Origin of the sequence: Crocosphaera watsonii WH 8501, from assembly GCF_000167195.1 — a bacterium.
Taxonomy (GTDB): domain Bacteria; phylum Cyanobacteriota; class Cyanobacteriia; order Cyanobacteriales; family Microcystaceae; genus Crocosphaera; species Crocosphaera watsonii.
Map to the genome: position 1 here is coordinate 1 of NZ_AADV02000073.1, position 17,725 is coordinate 17,725.

At 36.3% G+C, this 17,725-nt stretch carries 12 protein-coding genes and 5 pseudogenes; 8 read left to right on the forward strand and 9 right to left on the reverse strand.

Annotated features, from left to right (window positions below):
- Nucleotides 1-52 precede the first annotated feature (52 nt).
- Nucleotides 53-1,579 (reverse strand): annotated as a pseudogene (locus CWATDRAFT_RS34270) (IS5-like element ISCwa2 family transposase).
- Nucleotides 1,580-1,781: 202 nt separating this feature from the next.
- Nucleotides 1,782-2,012, reverse strand: a complete 231-nt coding sequence (locus CWATDRAFT_RS20790; RefSeq protein WP_100208700.1) for a hypothetical protein — start codon at nucleotides 2,010-2,012, stop codon at nucleotides 1,782-1,784.
- Between the two features lie 513 nt (nucleotides 2,013-2,525).
- On the opposite strand from CWATDRAFT_RS20790, the gene clpS reads away from it, so the two are divergent.
- The 3 genes from clpS to CWATDRAFT_RS37480 all read left to right on the forward strand — a co-directional run bounded on the left by clpS (nucleotide 2,526) and on the right by CWATDRAFT_RS37480 (nucleotide 4,227).
- Entirely contained in the window at nucleotides 2,526-2,819 is a 294-nt protein-coding gene (gene clpS, locus CWATDRAFT_RS20795) for an ATP-dependent Clp protease adapter ClpS (RefSeq protein WP_007306880.1), read from the forward strand.
- An 88-nt stretch (nucleotides 2,820-2,907) separates the two neighbouring features.
- The gene (locus tag CWATDRAFT_RS20800; RefSeq protein WP_007306881.1) at nucleotides 2,908-3,732 is read left to right on the forward strand and encodes a CPBP family intramembrane glutamic endopeptidase; all 825 of its coding nucleotides are present in this window, start codon (nucleotides 2,908-2,910) and stop codon (nucleotides 3,730-3,732) included.
- Between the two features lie 357 nt (nucleotides 3,733-4,089).
- Nucleotides 4,090-4,227, forward strand: a complete 138-nt coding sequence (locus CWATDRAFT_RS37480; RefSeq protein WP_157134136.1) for a hypothetical protein — start codon at nucleotides 4,090-4,092, stop codon at nucleotides 4,225-4,227.
- A gap of 17 nt (nucleotides 4,228-4,244) precedes the next feature.
- Here the strand turns inward: CWATDRAFT_RS37480 and CWATDRAFT_RS20805 are convergent.
- The 3 genes and pseudogenes from CWATDRAFT_RS20805 to CWATDRAFT_RS20815 form a co-directional block, all read right to left on the reverse strand.
- Nucleotides 4,245-4,886 (reverse strand): annotated as a pseudogene (locus CWATDRAFT_RS20805) (transposase).
- 64 nt (nucleotides 4,887-4,950) lie between these two features.
- Nucleotides 4,951-5,532 (reverse strand): helix-turn-helix domain-containing protein, encoded by a 582-nt coding sequence (locus CWATDRAFT_RS20810; protein WP_007306893.1) that lies wholly within the window; start codon nucleotides 5,530-5,532, stop codon nucleotides 4,951-4,953.
- Nucleotides 5,533-5,775: 243 nt separating this feature from the next.
- On the reverse strand, nucleotides 5,776-6,171 hold the full coding sequence (locus tag CWATDRAFT_RS20815) for a hypothetical protein (RefSeq protein WP_007303423.1): 396 nt from the start codon (nucleotides 6,169-6,171) through the stop codon (nucleotides 5,776-5,778).
- 79 nt (nucleotides 6,172-6,250) lie between these two features.
- Here CWATDRAFT_RS20815 and CWATDRAFT_RS34280 point away from each other — a divergent pair.
- A pseudogene (locus CWATDRAFT_RS34280) lies at nucleotides 6,251-7,688 on the forward strand (NF041680 family putative transposase).
- A 194-nt stretch (nucleotides 7,689-7,882) separates the two neighbouring features.
- On the opposite strand, the gene CWATDRAFT_RS20830 reads toward CWATDRAFT_RS34280, so the two are convergent.
- Complete coding sequence (locus tag CWATDRAFT_RS20830) at nucleotides 7,883-8,191, reverse strand: HNH endonuclease (RefSeq protein WP_007306892.1); 309 nt, start codon at nucleotides 8,189-8,191, stop codon at nucleotides 7,883-7,885.
- 128 nt (nucleotides 8,192-8,319) lie between these two features.
- Here CWATDRAFT_RS20830 and CWATDRAFT_RS20835 point away from each other — a divergent pair, with 128 nt between their 5' ends.
- Complete coding sequence (locus CWATDRAFT_RS20835; protein ID WP_007306884.1) at nucleotides 8,320-9,354, forward strand: hypothetical protein; 1,035 nt, start codon at nucleotides 8,320-8,322, stop codon at nucleotides 9,352-9,354.
- A 77-nt stretch (nucleotides 9,355-9,431) separates the two neighbouring features.
- Here CWATDRAFT_RS20835 and CWATDRAFT_RS20840 read toward each other — a convergent pair.
- Nucleotides 9,432-9,965 (reverse strand): annotated as a pseudogene (locus CWATDRAFT_RS20840) (Rpn family recombination-promoting nuclease/putative transposase); the annotation flags it as partial.
- A gap of 353 nt (nucleotides 9,966-10,318) precedes the next feature.
- On the opposite strand from CWATDRAFT_RS20840, the gene CWATDRAFT_RS20845 reads away from it, so the two are divergent.
- From CWATDRAFT_RS20845 to CWATDRAFT_RS20855, 3 genes are all read left to right on the forward strand, one after another.
- Entirely contained in the window at nucleotides 10,319-13,456 is a 3,138-nt protein-coding gene (locus CWATDRAFT_RS20845; protein WP_007306885.1) for a DEAD/DEAH box helicase, read from the forward strand.
- Between the two features lie 168 nt (nucleotides 13,457-13,624).
- Entirely contained in the window at nucleotides 13,625-14,461 is an 837-nt protein-coding gene (locus tag CWATDRAFT_RS20850; RefSeq protein ID WP_007306886.1) for an SWIM zinc finger family protein, read from the forward strand.
- A 30-nt stretch (nucleotides 14,462-14,491) separates the two neighbouring features.
- Entirely contained in the window at nucleotides 14,492-15,421 is a 930-nt protein-coding gene (locus tag CWATDRAFT_RS20855; RefSeq protein WP_007306887.1) for a cobalamin-binding protein, read from the forward strand.
- A 29-nt stretch (nucleotides 15,422-15,450) separates the two neighbouring features.
- Here CWATDRAFT_RS20855 and CWATDRAFT_RS20860 read toward each other — a convergent pair whose 3' ends face one another.
- Together CWATDRAFT_RS20860 and CWATDRAFT_RS41455 are read right to left on the reverse strand one after the other, a co-directional pair.
- The gene (locus CWATDRAFT_RS20860) at nucleotides 15,451-15,933 is read right to left on the reverse strand and encodes a GNAT family N-acetyltransferase (protein ID WP_007306890.1); all 483 of its coding nucleotides are present in this window, start codon (nucleotides 15,931-15,933) and stop codon (nucleotides 15,451-15,453) included.
- Nucleotides 15,934-16,305: 372 nt separating this feature from the next.
- Nucleotides 16,306-17,464: pseudogene (locus CWATDRAFT_RS41455) on the reverse strand (IS4 family transposase).
- Between the last annotated feature and the right edge of the window lie 261 nt (nucleotides 17,465-17,725).

The window sequence follows — 17,725 nt, forward strand, 5'->3', positions numbered from 1 at the left end:
GGCCCGGGATCACTCTTTTTATTAGGGTTTGCTGAAAAAGTTTCTCCAAAATTTATGCCACTTTTGACCAAGAATTTTCTGACAAATCAATAAGTTTTAGTACATGAAAATTGTTTAAAGTATAATCAAAATTAATGAAAGGCGGTTTGATGAGTTCTCCTGTTCTATTATTGGTAAATAAGGACAAAAAAAGCGACAAAAACTGCCTCAGAAGTTTAGAAAGATTGACAACTAAAAATGTAATAGCAATGGATGTAATGGAGGTTTCAGGGAGTTTTGTCATCACGAGATTTAGGCTAAATCTTCGTTTAGCTTGTCCAAACTTTCCCTCAATAGCATTACGGAAGCATTCATCGGAGTGGGCTTGTTTCTTTTCTTCTTCACTGACATTTTTCGGAGGTCTTCTTAACTTCGGACCACTGATTCTTATCCCTCTTTCCTTACACCAATTTCTGTTTTCCCTAGTTCGATAAATTTTATCTACATGGACGGATTCGGGATAATAGCCAAACGTTTCTTTATACTTTTCTACTTGTTCTTTTAAATGACAAGATTCATTGAAGTTTTCCAAACTTATTTTGTATAGAAACACATAGTTATCTACACAGCTTACTGAGAGTTTAGCTCCAAACTCTATTGGTTTTCCTACTTTTCCCCTCACTATTGGACGAATATGCGGTTGAGTTAAACTTACAATTCTTTGAGGAACACTCTGGGTCTTATTCTCCCACATTGACTGTTGTTGTTCATAAACTTTTTTGATAGTCTCTAGACAATTTTTCTGTCTTTTACTCAGATTTTCCAGGGAAGCCCCAGCTTGAATTAAGTCTTCTATATTTCCTAAATTTTTCTTAAGGTATTTTAACTGTTTCCCGATAGCTTTTCTTCTTTCTTGATAAGATACTTTTCGTTTTTTAGCTACTTTTAAGTATTCCTTTCTAGCAATTTTTCTAGAAGTTCTCGGCTTTTTTCTCAATTTTACTCTTAATGGTTTATAAAGATTATCTATTATTCTTTCTTTCTCAATTCTGGCTTGATTTAATATGCCTAAATCCGTTGGGTATTTGATGTCTGCTGGCGCACAAGTCGCATCTAAAATTAGTTTACCTTTATTTTTTATTTTTTCTCCTTTTTCTTGGAGACAATCCTTTTTTTTTACTTCTTTATCACTCTTGTCTATTTCTCTTTTTACTATTTTTTTATTGATTTTGTTTATCAATTCTCCATCAATTCTTTTCCTAAAATGAACTAGCATTGAAGATTCCAGTGGTGGCTCTTGTTGATAACAATTTAAACCTATAAAGTATTGTAGATAGGGATTTTCTCTAATCTGTTCTATAGTTTATCTATCACTTGTTCCTAATTTTTCCTTAATAATTAATGTCCCTAATGCCATTCTAAATAGTTTGGCTGGCGCACCTTTTTCTGCTGAAAAAAGTTTAGCATATTCTTCCTCAAAATCATCCCAAGGTATCAACTCTGCCATGATTACCCAACGATTATTGGGGGACAATTTGCCCTCGAAAGGTAATTCAAATTTTTCTGGGGGCGGTAAAGGTTGCTCCTCTTTTCGATACATTTGTTCTTGAGCAACAACTGGGAGGTGTTTCTACCAATTATAGCGGTTTGTAGCCGACAAAGCTGATCTTTTTTGCGATCGCGAATATGGGTGTAACCTTTTAAAGAATAGGGTTTTGCTTTTATTCAGCAAACCCTAAATATACCAAGATCGTAGGGTGGGTTAGGTGCGGATTTGATTTTGATAAAAACTTATGATGTTTTTATCCGCACCGTAGCCCACCGTTTTCAATATTAAGAAAACCCCAAACATCTTGATACTCGGGAAGTTCTACCACTCTGTATTTTTTTGAATTAAGATTCATAATAACTGAATCTTGATAGTCTGCAGATGCTTGACTGAGAAGTCGACTTACAACTGTTAAGACTACTTCCTTACTGTCTACAATCTTATCGATCGCAGAGTCAATAGCTGTCATAACATCATTATACATTGCATCAATTTCGTTGGCACTGGGACGAGACTTAAACATATTATCGTAGCTAATTTTGTCTAGGGTGACATAAAAGACATAAAAATTTTAATATTTCTTATTCTAAAAAATGCTAGTTTATGCTTCTCTAGAAAACGTTTTTATTTTATATAAGTAAAAATTATATAGATAAACTGTAAACTTTGAATATTCAAAATTTCAAGCTTTCCTAATACTGAGAATATTTCTCAATAAGCAACGAGTTTCCCACGTTATGGTATGATAGTCGACGATGAACATCTACAGCACGTATGTCTCTTTCACAAACACGAGTCTTTAACCCTAATCACTTGGTTATTCTCTTAGTGTTTTGACTGCTTTAAATTCACTTTTTGACTCTATTTTGAGCAATTGTATTAATTTAGTCTTAAAGTACATATGAATTTATATTGACAAAAATATAAAAATGTGCGTGTAGCAGAAAAAATCAATTTTTTGGTAACATGATCCAAAACAGAAAGAATATCTAGCGTAATGACAACAGATGTAATCGAAAAACCGTCTTCATCCACTTCTACGGTGCGGAAACCAGCCCCTCGCTACCGAGTTTTGCTGCATAACGATGACTTCAATTCTATGGAATATGTGGTGCAGACCTTGATGCAGACTGTACCAAGTATTACTCAACCCCAAGCGGTTGATATCATGATGGAAGCTCATAGTAATGGTACAGCTTTGGTTATTACTTGTGCTTTAGAGCCGGCTGAATTTTACTCGGAAACGTTGAAAAATCATGGTTTAACCAGCACTATCGAACCGGACGAATAATACAATTAAAATCTCAAAAATTGGGAACACTTATTTGATTTTTTTCTACAATTATTATTAATGACAACTTGAGTAAAATCTTGAATCCTTGAAACTTAATCTTACCATAATTGCTAATTACCCAGTACCTCTAAGACTGGGAATTTTTATAATTTTTCTCTTGATTTTATGGCTTCCTATTGCCATTCCTCTTTATTTACTCTTACAAGATGATCCTAATTTAACAACTATTGTTACTATGGCAATCTTATATTTAGAGTTTATTGGGTTGTTATTTGTTTGGAATAAGAAGGTTTATAAAATTAAATTTTGGTGGCGAGATTATGGTTTAGTATTTACCAGAAAAAATGGAATTGAGTTACTTAATGGTTTGAGTTTGGGTTTGTTTTTTACCTTTGGACTGTTTATTATTGAAGCAATTTTTGGCTGGGTTAAATTTGTTCAACCTGGGGCTAATTTTACTCGGATTATTTTTGAAGGTCTATTGAGTGCCTTGGGTCTTGGGTTGGCAGAAGAATTAGTTTTTCGGGGATGGTTATTAGAAGAACTGAAAAAGGGTTATTCTCGCAACATTGTTGTTGTTACCAACGGACTTATTTTTGCTATCTTACACTTTATTAGACCTATCGGAGAAGTTATCAGGACATTTCCTCAATTTCCGGCCTTGTTTTTATTGGGGGTTACTTTAGTTTGGGCAAAAATAGGACATAGTAACCGTTTGGGGATATGTATTGGACTGCATGGGGGTTTAGTTTGGGGATATTACATCATTAATGTTGGTAAAATCGTTGATTATACTGGTCAAGTTTCTACACTGGTTACAGGTATTGATAATAATCCTCTTGCTGGAATTATGGGGTTGATCGGGTTAGGTTTATTAAGTTTGTTGATGAGGAGGAAAAAAGATCAATAAAAGGTTGCTCTGTGGCTGCGATCACTGTATGATTTAGCTCATAGGTGAGCTTTCGTTAAGCTTGCAATCATGCACTACGTATTTTGTTTAGGACGTTTTCCTTGTTCCCTTTTACCTGTTCCCTTTTACAAAAGTATATATCTCCTAACTATTTTTTGTAGTGCTATTGTGTTAGCTTTAGTAATCGCACTAAAGAATATAGGCGATCGCTAAACTCAAACAACATTACCTAGAAAGTTTATAGATCAAGAGTTAGAAGATAATCGGTGATTTTCTTCAAAGCCTGAACAAATCAACTGTTCAGAAGACTTGTCTATCTACTGAGAATTGCTGTTTACCACACCAAGGATTTTACTGATGCCAATTAGAAAAGTACCGGGAACTGACTTGAAATACTTTCTGCTCGCTGTTGATGCAGAGGGAAAAGAAAGAGACGACGGGCCTGATGGGTTAATCACTCAAAGAATATTAAAGGAACTATCTAGTGCAGCTTAGCAAAAATAATCTACCAGTCACTTATGATCTTTAAAGCCCTTAAATTTCCAAACGAACGGCTTAGCAAAATGTTGATTAAAGTAATCAATAAAATTGAGAATTTTTTGGGATAGTTCTTCAGTTGAACGGACAGTAATTCTTTTGAGTAAACGCCGGACTAAGATCGAAAACCAACACTCAATTTGATTAAGTCACGATGTATGTTTGGGAATATAAACAAAGCGAATTCGATGAGATTCATCTGATAAAAAATCTGCTCTGCTGTCCATAGATTGCAAAATCCCCTCCTTTCCTTTTCTCCCCAAATCAATAGTAATTCCACAGCTTTCTGCTACTAATTTGACTAAGCTTTCCGATTTATGAGTGTTGAGTTTATCTACAATAAAAATCCATTCTGCTTTTTCATCAATCTTAATCGTTCTCTGGATATGTTCAGAAAAATCTTGTTCTGTTCTTGTCGGTCCAATAGAGGGACTAACAACTTTTCCTCTTGCCACATCCCAGTTCGCAATCAAGCTTAAAGTTCCGTGTCTTTCATATTCAAATTCGATTTTTTCTACTTGTTTAGGCTTGATTCTTTTGTTCGGAAATAATCTCTCAAGAGCTTGAATCCCTGTCATTTCATCTGTACTAATTAAATGAATTCCTTGTTCTAACAAAGTTTTAGCTTCTTGATGAAGTTCACAGATATATTTGACTTGCTTTTTAAATTTTAAGGGATCATCAATTTTGGCATTTAACCAGTAACGAACGAGATGTGGTTGTAATGTCGCTTCTTTTTAAAAAACGCCCCACACTACGGGGGGAAATCTTTTCGACAATTCCTCTTTTTATGGCTTCATCCGCCAACTCTGAAGGTGTCCAATGGCTCACTGGTCTGTCTGATTTTTCACATTCTTCACAAGCGATCGCTACAATCTGGACTACTTGTTCGACCGTAAAGGATTTTGTTGTTCCAGGTCTTGGGCGATCGCTAAAAATTCCTTTGATCAAGACCATTAATGCTTTCTCCGTTACCTGTTGTTCTTCGGCGGCACTCAGTTTTTCTCTCTCCTCAAACCATCGCGATCGCCACTGACGCACTTGTACTCGGTCTAATTCTAATCTTCGACTAATAGAACTATTGCTCTCTCCTGATGCTGCGGCTAAGATTAGCTTGGCTCGTCTAACAAGGCGATAGGGGTTTGTTGTCCCTCTCACTATTTGTTGGAGTACTGTTTTCTGTAGGTTGGAGAGGTTAATTGGCAATGCTTTTATCATGGACATCAACTTCGAGATTCTTCCGTTAGTTTCATTGAAACACATTGTCGTGGCTAGTCACGAAAGTTTCTGTAAAAATCTGGTGGATTACTTTCGCCAAGCTGCACTAGTATTTTAGATGCTAATAACTTTGTTTTTACCTAAAGTCTTTTGATTGGACTTTGGATAAAAAACAATTGTTAGCGTAAATTTTACGCTAAACATATCTCCAGAGCTAAAATAGAGAATTAAGGTGATTTTAAAAACTCTCTTTCCATCTTTTTAGGGGATTTTAAATATTAAATAGCTTCATTCAGTTTCGGTTCCAATATAGATATCTAAGTAGCTTTCAGTTAGAGATTGAATGACTCGTTCTAATTCATCAATGAGATTTCTTCTAGTGAGTTTTTCTACAGCATCAATATGAGCAGAACTTCCGGCTCGTCCTAAATATTTATATTTGGTTTTTTTCTCATTATTAGTGGCCATAGGAAAAATTGATTCAGCAGCCTGTAGTTTATAATACCAGTAGATTGTTCCCTTTCGATTAACCTGATAACGAATAATATGACAATTAGCTGGTGCTACTTCCCCTTCCCGTTCAATTTTCTTTATTTTCTGTTTAAGAGAGCGAATTAGACTCTTAATTTGTTTGGCTCTCAGGTGGACATCTTGACTGGTCTTAAGTTCGGAATGTGATGACATTAGCCTTAACTGTAACAAACAACCTCTTTTGATGTTAGCGTATATATTCCGCTAATTAATAAGGTAATAAATTTTAAAAATGACCAAAAATGAAACGGCTACGTCTGTCGAGGAATTCCTGGTGTGGAGGTCTAACCTCTTCCAAGGACTAAAAGCTAGAAAAGAAACTATTATAGAATTACTCGATGCCCTCTCCAGTAACCAACAAGCTCACTCAGTCGTTGAATTGTCTCTCAATCCTTTATTTAGAAGAGATTATAACAGTTTATATAGAGGAATTCAAGAGTTTTTACCCACTCAAACTGACCCTAATTATGAACAGAGAATTGAGACTTTATTTTCAGCGGTATCGAGAACAATTCCTCCCACTTCAAAACATTATAACTTATTTGGTATTGACAGAACTCCCTGTCCACGACGGTTTGCCGAAACGTTAGCGGATAAAACCTTTATTCATTACCCCAATCCAATTAAGGGAAATAAACCCATTAATATTGGACATTGTTATTCCGTTGTCTGCGCTTTACCTGACCAAATAGACACAGAAAAAGTCCCTTGGGCTGTCCCCTTATCAGGAGAGCGAGTCCCCTCTAAACATAAAGGAGTAAATCAAGGCAATCAACAACTAAAAAAAATCTGGCAAAGTTCTTTATTTTCTGATAAATTATCTGTCTTAGTGGCTGATAGTGACTACAGCCAAAAGGATTTTATTGGGGAACAAGTTAAGCATGAAGACGTAGTTACTATTACAAGAGTTAGAAGTGACCGAGTTTTTTATCGTCAATTTATTCGGGACCCAAATCAAGCCAAAACTTCGGGACATCCCCGTTGGTATGGGGATAAATCTGACCTTAAAGATGACCAAACTTGGACTGAACTGATGAAGTCATCATGTTCCCTTTACAACGAAAAAAGGTCGTCAATTAACAGTGACTATTTCGGGATGGAAACAGATGTTAATGAGAGGAACTAAAAACTATAAAATGAACAATCACCCCTTTACTTTACTCCAGATTGTTGTCAGAGATCAAGAAAGAAATAGTATTTGGAAACCTATGTGGCTTATTGTTATTGGTTCTCGGCGCGATGAGTTAAGTTTAGTTGATTGTTATCAGTGTTATCGACAACGTTATGACATGGAACATCTTTTTCGATTTGGTAAACAAAGATTATTGATGACATCTTATTTAACTCCCGATGTACATCATGAAGAAAATTGGTTTAAACTAACACTTCTTTCTTATGTAAATTTGTGGGCTGCCAGAAAATTAGCTGTGGTTTTACCCCGTGATTGGGAACAGTATTTGAAGACTAATAAATCCATCAAAATCACCCCTAGTCTAGTTCAAAGAGACTTTTCAAGAATAATTACGACCTTGGGGACTTTCGCCAAATTTCCCAAACGTCGAGGTTTTTCTTCCGGACGTATTAAAGGTTACAAAAAAGCCCCACGAACTCGTCATGATGTTATCAAGAAAGGGAGCAAAAAATCAACTGAAAACTTAAAAGCTCCTTAGTTTTCCTCAGAATCTATAGATTAGCCCTATTTGTCAGCCAATTTTATTGACTGATACAGAGCCGATATTTTGGGATTTTAGTTTAGCGTAAAATATACGCTAACAAACTTTTTTTGTCCAAAGTCCAATAGAGTTATAATGGAAGTGGCACTTTGTAATTTAGGGTGACATTTCCTGAATTAATAACTAAAAATTTAGGGAAACAATGATAACTGACCCTCAGAAACATTACTAAGTCTCCCTCTGTAACCCCGATGTAAATCAAGGTGACACCCAGTACAGACACAGATTAAGTTGTCTTCCGATGAATTACTGGGATCTCTATCCCAATGATGAGTTTGTAACGTATAAGCCATTCGCTTAGAAACTGTCCAGTCTTGGGGGACTTTCTGTCCAGGTTCAATACATTTTCTTCCACATTTCTGACAAGTCCAATTGGCTTTTTTCTTCAGTTCTAAACTGATTTCTTTCCAGTTACTAGGATAGGGTGAAGATGAAGGCATTGATTATTATTATATTTTGGGTTAAAATAATTAGGACAAATAAACTTAACTCTGTCCACTATTAATAAACTAATCCCTACATCATATCAAGAATTTGTCGAAAAGTAAGTATTAATAAATATTAAGAAATGTCCCCCAAACCCCAAATCCGAACCCTAAAAAAGAAAGCCACAGCCCCAACTGAAACGAACAGTCCGTCGGTGAATACAGAGGTAGACACTTCAAAAACCATTGAGAATAGCAAGACAAAGACTAAGGTTAAACAAGCCGTACCATTAACAGAAGCGGAAGTTACTCAAAAGAAGACTAGCAAAGAACAGAGGGAAGAAACGGGGGATCAGGCCACGTCTGAACTCAACGGGAAAACAGAGGACAAAGCGGAGACTAACTCTGAAAACAGCACTGGTACAGGGGATCAGTCCACCGACGATCCCGACGCTGATATCGATAAGCCCATCTTTCAGGCGATCGGTACCATTAAAGGTAAACCAGAGGAAGACAAAGAGAACCCTGGGCAGTTTTTTATCAGATTAGGGGGCAAGCGTTATGGTTTATTCTTTGCTGGTTATCGTTATCAAGCTTGGTTAAAGCAAATGGCAGCTAAACCTGACCAAACCTTATTTTTGCGGGTTTATCCTAAGTGCTTGATGATTCCCCGTAAACCCCCGAAAATCTATTTTCAAGTGGCAGCATGGGAAGCAGAAAATCCTTGGGATGAAGCACCCGGACAGTTTCGCCTCAAAGGCATCTGGCAATTTGTGCCACAGGTTAGAACCCCCGTTATTTCGGTGTATCGTAACAAAGGGGCAGAAGATCCCAAAGGTAAATTTAAAGCGACACATATCCCGATATTAATGAGAAGGGACGATGAAGCTGCACCGTTTCGGTTTAATCCAAAGATTGCTAAAGAAGATTTACCCCCTCGTTGGTTTGTTCAGGGGTTGTTTAAGTTTATTCCGTCACGGGATTCTTTTGGTTTCTCGGAGGATTTAGAACCGCCAACTAAAAAGATTCCTTGGTACACAAAGCCAATCAAAGATGTTCCAGGGAAGGGGGCAGAGAAGCCCTCAGAGAAATCATCAAAAAAAAGCCACGAAAATGACGGTAAGAAGCCATCACCCGGACAAGGGGAAAAGCCGAAAAAAGAGTTAGATAACACATGAAAATTCCTATTTAACCCTTTCTATTGGAAAAATTAGCCGAAATTTCTGCATCAACTTTGACTTTTTTAATAGTTTTACATGACAGGTTTGGTAGAACCTAAATTACTTTGCTCTGTTTGATCACTGATATTGTCAATGCGGTTAGCCACATCCCTAAGCACAGCTTCATTATCGCCACCTTTCCCCAATACAGCAAACGGCCAGACCCCAGGTTTGTCTAGCAACTCAGAGTGATCCACTTCCCAAAGCCGAATAACGTTAAAATGATGTCGTGTTTGTGGCAATTCAAATACCGTTTGTTGTACTAATTCTGAGTTGGATTTCCTCAAGTAAATGACCACTTGGTGCATTTCTTTGTTCGGATAACGGCGATGAACCCTCAGCCGATAATCGAGCATCCTGAAGGGAATATCTTCTTTAGGGTCTGTTTGGAACTCAATGTGCAGTACCAATTCCTCTGACTGAAGAAATATTAAACTATCAGCCCTAATCGGTTCTAAAGAGAGTTCGGAGGGTTTCAGTTCTGTTAAGTTGATGGGTTTTCCAAGCAGCCATGTGGCCATGTCTTGTGCAAAGTTTGCCGCAATGAAACGACAGGTGGAGTCAAACATTTATTAGTCTTTAGACAATCAATACTATTATACTATACTGACGAGAAAATTTTGATTAAGTTTGACCCACATAAAATTCGCCTTGATTCTAACATTTATTAATAATTCTATGACAACCATATTGATAATATAGTTTCCTTGTCTTATGATTAAGGAACTTGATGGAAGAGTTGGTTTTCAGAATGGACGATAGATAATGACATTATCTTCTGAGAAGAGGTCTGAAAAATCTTATTTGGCCGAGTTTTTCCCTAAAAAGCTTGGATGCTCCCTTGTCTAAATGGAAAGACTTGAAAGTAAATTCTTCAATTGTCCATTGGAAAACTAAGGTTAGAAAGAAGAGAAGAAACACAATGAAAATTCTTCATGGAACCTGGATTCCCCAAACTAAAAATGATTTTAAGAACGGTGGCCGTTTTTTCTTATGGGTAGAAATGGATAGTCTCTTAAAAGGACGCAGAAAAACAAAACAACATAGACATCCTAGACAATTACTTAGTGATGAATTACAAACCTTCTTTGACCAACAGTTAGGTTTTGGGAAAAACAATACTAATAATAAACCATCCACTGAAACAAAATATTTCATCTTACCCAGTACCCCAGACAGTCCTTTACCGTCTATTGAATTAGCACGTTATCTAGAAGAAGATGTCTCAGAAGCCTTAGAGTGGAAACTATGGGAAATAGACTGTTATCCTCTAACAACAGTTATCAAAAGTCTGAATGATTTACATTTTTTATGCCAATATCAGTCTAATGAAATTCAATTGGGAGCCGATTTACTATTTTGGTATCACTACAGCCAACATCTGAAACAAATTATTATCAAAGACCAATATATTCCTTCTTTGAAATATAGAGAAAACAGAATAAGTAAAGGCAAGAAAAAAAAGAAAGACTTTGAAATATATCCGAGTTTTGAATTTATTAGTCAAACTTATGAACAGTTAATTAAGCAATCTACTGATTATATGCCTTTAGCTTGTGTTTCAGGGATAAATGAACGGGATGAAACCCTCAAATTTTATGAAAAAGAAACATTACTTCGACATTTTTCTGAGAACCTTCTCAATGAAATTGTTAACAATACACCCATTACAGCTACATTCGCTAAAAAATTTAAAGATGTGAAACTGCTTGAAGATTGTTTAAATGTTTCCTCAAATAACAAACCTTGGATAGAAACTGAGGGCTTAGAACATTATCATAAATGGCAACAATGGCGACATAAATTAACCCAAGCTGAACAAAATACTTCCTTTAACTTATGTTTTCAATTGATAGAAGCCGAAGAATCCCAACCTGATTATTGGCAAGTAAAATTTGTCACAACCTTAAAAACAGATCCTTCTTTTAAAGTTGAGTTAGAAGATTATTGGCAAAGCAGTCGTCCCCAACAAAAAAAGATTCAACAACAATTTGGACAAGGCTTTGAGAGAGAAGTATTGCTCAATTTAGGGTATGCAGCACGAATTTATCCCCCCATTTGGCAAGGATTAGAAACTGACCAACCCTTGGGGTTTTCTTTAACCAATAATGAAGCATTCGATTTTCTGAAAGAACAGGCGTGGGTATTAGAAGATGCCGGGTACAAAGTAATTGTCCCTTCCTGGTGGACTCCAAGTGGTCGTCAACGGGCGAAATTACGTTTGAGAGCTACAGCGAGAGAGAAAAAATCAGCAGCCTCTTCTTCTGGAAAAGGTTATTTTCAACTAGATACCATTATTCAATATAAATACGAATTGTCCATTGGAGATCAACCCCTTAGCCCCAAAGAATGGGAACAATTAGTATTAGCTAAAACCCCTCTAATTAAATTTCGGGGACAGTGGATGGAATTGAACCCTGAAAAAATGCAGCAGATGTTAGAATTTTGGCAAAAAAATCAACAATCTGACACTCAGTTAACTATCTTTGAACTCCTACACAAATCTAGCGAAATGACCGAGGAGTTTGAGGTAGAGTTGGATGAAGATTTAAACGTGATGATGAAGCAATTAACGTCACCAAGTTCTCTGACAGTCATCGACAATCCTCGTCAGTTTCAAGGAACTTTAAGAGAATATCAAAAACGAGGAGTTTCTTGGATTCAATATCTAGAACAATTAGGTTTAAATGGCTGTTTAGCCGATGATATGGGGTTAGGAAAAACCGTACAAGTAATTGCTCGATTAGTCACAGAAAGAGAAAGAGAAACTAAGGTTAATCCCACCTTATTAATTGCCCCGACTTCTGTAGTGGGAAATTGGCAAAAAGAAATTGAAAAATTTGCTCCGCAGTTAAAAGTAATGGTGCATCATGGTAGTGTAAGGGTTAAGAAATTAGATAAATTTGAACAAGAAAGTTTGAAACAAGATGTGGTAATTACGTCCTTCACTTTAGCGAGAAAAGATGCAAAACTATTTCAATCTTTGACCTGGCATAGAATTGTGCTTGATGAAGCTCAAAATATTAAAAATCCTAAAGCTGCTCAAACAAAAGCGATTCTCAAACTTCAGTCTCATTTTCGTTTAGCTTTAACAGGGACTCCTGTGGAAAATCGTCTGTTAGATTTATGGTCAATCTTTAATTTTCTTAATCCAGGTTATTTAGGAAAAGAAACCCATTTTCGTAAAGTGTTTGAGTTACCCATTCAGAAAGAGAATAATCAAAACCAGTCAGTTATTCTCAAAAAACTGGTGCAGCCTTTTATTTTACGCCGCCTGAAAACCGATCAACAGATTATTAAAGATTTACCCGATAAAGTTGAACATAAACAGTATTGTAACTTAACAAAAGAACAAGCATCTTTATATGAAGCGGTTGTTAAAGATGTCTTAGAAAAACTAGAAGATACAGAAGGAATTCAGCGTAAAGGGTTAATTCTATCTACATTGTTAAGACTCAAACAAATTTGTAATCACCCTCGACAATTTTTACAGGATAATAGTGATTTTATTCCTAATCGTTCTCATAAGTTAGAACGATTAGGAGAAATGCTAGAAGAAGTGATAGCAGAAGGAGATAGTTTCTTGATTTTTACTCAATTTACAGAAATAGGAGAAGCCTTAAAAACTTATTTAAAACAGACTCTTTACTATAATACTTATTATATTCATGGGGGAACGAATCGTCAGAAAAGACAACAAATGATTACTCAATTTCAAGACCAAGATACGCCACCATCTGCTTTTATTTTATCCTTGAAAGCTGGTGGGGTTGGTATTACTTTAACCAAAGCCAATCATGTCTTTCATTTTGATCGTTGGTGGAATCCGGCGGTGGAAGAACAAGCTACGGATAGAGCCTTTAGAATTGGCCAAAAGAAAAATGTTTTTGTCCATAAATTTGTTACATTAGGAACTATTGAAGAACGCATTGATGTAATGATAGAAGATAAGAAAAAGATGGCATCTGCTATTGTGGGAAGTGATGAGTCTTGGTTAACAGAGTTAGATAATGAGACGTTTAAAGAATTAATTAGCTTAAATAAACAAACTGTTCTTTAGTTGCTTATTAAGTAACCGGCAAAAAATATTATAAAATGGTAGTGGGAAGGAAACAGGGGACAGGGAATAGACATAAAAATCATCCTTTTTCTTCTGACTCAGAGATTCCTCCCTTGTACTTTAAGTTAATTTTCACACATCTACTTATTTTTTCTTTCTTAAATCGCTATGACACAATTCAGTCAAACTTGGTGGGGAAAACGTTTTATCGAGGCTTTAGAAACCTTTACGGAGTCTAACCGATTAGCGCGAGGTCGTTCTTATGCTCGTAATGGAAAAATTAAAAGTTATAAAATTAAAGATGGGAAAATTACAGCTAAAGTGAGGGGTTCTGTTAATCCTTACTTTGGGGTTTATAAAGAACCGTTATATAATACTCAAATAGAAATTCAGACCATTTCTAAGAGTGATTGGTCTAAAGTTATTGCGACTATTGGCTCAAAAGCTAGTTGGGTTTCTAAATTATTAATGAATGAAGTACCTGATAATATTGAGGAGGCTTTTCGACCGTTTAAATTACATTTACTTCCCCATAGGAAAGACTTTAGCACCACTTGTTCCTGTCCCGATTATTCAAATCCTTGTAAACATATTGCAGGGGTTTATTATTTGATTGCTGCTGAATTAGATCAAGATCCTTTTTTACTTTTTGAATTAAGGGGAATGACTCGTCAAGCTTTACAAATGGAATTAGAAAAATCCCCTTTAGGTAGTGCTTTGGGGGAGTCTCTAAAATCTCAACCTCTTGCCCCTCAACCAGTAGGTTACTATTACACTAAACCTCAAAAAATTTCCCTTCCTCAACTAAATTCTGTTCAAGATTATTGGTTAGGCAGTAAACCTTTACCTAAAACAGTTGAAACTTCTTCTGAGAGTAGTATTGCTGCTATTTCAGTCAAAAAGGGAGGAGATTATCCCCCGTTTTGGGGTAGGGACAATTCTTTCCTAGAAGTTATGGAAGAATTTTATGAGCGAGTGCGAACTAAAAATAAGGATTTAGGGTAAGTTCAATAATAAAACGAGAGGCTTTAATCGATGACTATTCAAGTTTCCCCCAAAATTGTTTCTTTACTTCCTTCTGCTACAGAGATCATTGACTGTTTGGGTTTGACGGATGCTCTTGTGGGACGTTCTCACGAATGTGATTATCCATCCTATGTTCGTGATTTACCGATTTGTACCACTGCCAGACTTGATATTACCCGTAGTAGTGGTGAAATAGATCAAGATGTAATGACGCTTTTGCAACAAGCTTTGAGTATTTATAATATTGAGCTTGAAACTCTCCAAAAACTTCAACCAACTCATATCGTTACACAAGATCAATGTGACGTTTGTGCTGTTAACTTTGCTACTGTAACTGAGGCGATCTCTCAATTAACTAACTCTAAGCCGCAAGTTATTTCATTGCAACCAAATCTCTTAAAAGAAGTCTTCGCTGACATCGAACGAGTAGCCAAAACTTTTGATATTGATCCTCAATCAGTTTTAGCAAAATTAAAACAACGAATCCAAGAAATTACAACAAAAACTGAAAACATCGATCCCAAACCTACAGTAGTAGCTTTAGAATGGACTGAGCCATTGATGGGTGGAGGAAACTGGATTCCTGAACTGGTAGAGATTGCTGGAGGGCGAATTCTGTTAAGCTCTAAAGGAGAACATTCCCCTTATATAACCTGGGAAAATTTGATAGCAGCCAATCCCGAAGTGATTGTAATCATGCCCTGTGGCTTTGACTTAGAACGTACCGAAAAAGAAGCACAAATATTGAGGAACCATTCAGACTGGAAAAACTTGAAAGCTGTGAAAAATGGTCAAGTTTTTATTGTTGATGGCAACGCTTATTTCAATCGTCCCAGTCAGAGATTAGTGGATTCGACAGAGATATTAGCTGAAATTTTACACCCATCTTTATTTAATTATGATTTCAAAGGAAAAAGTTGGAAGGCTTTGACTGTATAACAACTAGGACTGAATTTATTAACTATTAATTATTCTAATTTCTTTTCCCAGAATAATGCTTTGCCCATTTTGGGATTTAGCTCATAGCCGTTGAATCCATAAGATTTATATGCTAATTGAGCAACATGATTTCCTTCAAGCACTTCTAGAGTAAGTTTACAGCAGCCCAAATCGTATGCAATTTCCTCAACTTTGTTTAAAAGAAGTTTGGACAAACCTCGTCCACGGTAGGGTAAAGCGACAATGACATCATGGATATTTAGTAATGGCTTGCAAGCAAAGGTAGAAAATCCTTCTAAGCAAACAACAAGACCCGCCGGTTGAGAATCAACAAAAGCCAGAATGACATGGGCTGATTTTCTCTTTGCAAGTTCTCTTGGGAGATTGGCCTTCACCTCATCGGGAAGACCTTGACCACCACCCATTGGATCAAGTGCATACTGATCCATTAACTGGATCAGAGCTTCGGCATGAGCAGATAAACTAAGGTCTGCTTCTACAATGTCAATCATATATCAATTAATTTCTTGACCGTTCTACATTAACAATTGTTGGCATCACTATAGTAAACTATCGCGCCTCACGGGGTGACAAGCCCGTTAAAACCCTGATTGAAAGAGGGTTTCAGCCGTGGCGATCGCTCTATAAATTGTCAAAAACTAGAGGGCTTATTGAGAATAAACAATAATGATAATCATTCTTGCCGTGTGTGTGGGGGGGAGGAGGGTTACACCGTCCTCCCCCCCACAGGGTTGATGCTCAAAATCAACCCCTTGGGCAATATTAGTTTTTATTAAATAATAAAAATTGGTTTATTTTGGATAGTTACATCTAAAATAAATCATCTTCCACTGGTTATTTTATGTTAAGATAAAATAGGGGAATTAAGCCGTCTTATCTATTATGGACATGGCTTGTAACCCTTTTTTATAATTGTTGAGTTTCTGGGGATTATTGCTCATCATAATTGAAATAAAATCAGAGCAAAATTCCCAAGCGTGAATCCAAAGAGAGCCATAAAGTCCTATCCAAAAATTACTATGTCTTCGGTCACGTCTTGATTTTTCAGTTAGACGAGCAATATATTTTCCTTGATTGGTTTGTCGAAATGTTTTGCCTTTTAAAGAAGTAGCAGTGTAAGCGATCGCTATTAATAAAATCAAGGAATTTAGTCGTTTATTATTGGCTTTACTTCCCTCCAAATTATAACCCCCTGTCTTACAATCCTTGAACATAGCTTCAATACCTGCCCTGGCTCGATAGACTTTCAAGACCTCTGATAAACTGTCTAAGTTGGTAAGAATAAACCAAGGCTCTTTTTCCTGTTTGCCCTTGTATTTTCTTTTCCAATATGCTCCCACATTAAAGTTTCCAAACCCTTTATTTTTAGTGACTGAAACCCCAGTTAAAAACATCTTCATCCCAGGTTTCATTCCTAACTGCGAAAAAGTTTGATAATCTTCATCATCTTTTTTCTGGTTTGTACCTTGTTTCTGACGAAAAGCGAAGAATAACTTTTGTTTTTTACTTTTTTTGTTTCAACCAATAAGCTAATTTAACACTGTGGAATTCTCGGTCTCCAAGAATGACTAACTCATAGTTTTTTAGAAGACAAAGAACAGGTTGAATTAATGCCTGTTGTTCAGATAATCTGCTGGCTCCTCTTTTCCCTAAAAGTGTCCAATAGATGGGTAAAGCCAGCTTTTTCCAGATAACAGCAACCATGAAAACATTTTTATCTTTCCATTGGGTTCTGTCAATTGTTATAATCAGACAAGAGCCAGTCTTAAATTCTTTACAAATAATAGCTTTAATCACAGGAAACCAGAATCTGGGAATGGCTAAAGCTGACAAAACTAGGAATCTCTGGATATGTTTACGACGACTTTGATAAAGGATTGGTAAAGGAAAACAAGCTGCTAACCTTTCTATTCTAACCTGTTTATGTACTGTCAGCAACCACAGTAAAATTCTAAAAGCCTCGAACTGTGTTTGTGTTAAATGTTTGGTAAAATGAGATTCATAAACTGCTAAAAAGCTCATGATTTAAGTTATAAAACGATTAAGGACAATCTGATTATTATTAGCATAAAATCGGATTGTTTTCTCTCTTTTAGGAGTTGACGCTCGCGCATCAAAACAGTTTGGGGGGGCAGGGCAATCGCATTTAATTTTTGAAAAGCTGACTGCATAAGAGGTTTCGCGATCGCCGTTCATTTGTACTGAAACTCTAAAATCTTTACTGGATCACGCATCTCAGATTTTAATGCGATTGCCCTGTTTGGGGGGGGAAGACGTGGCAAA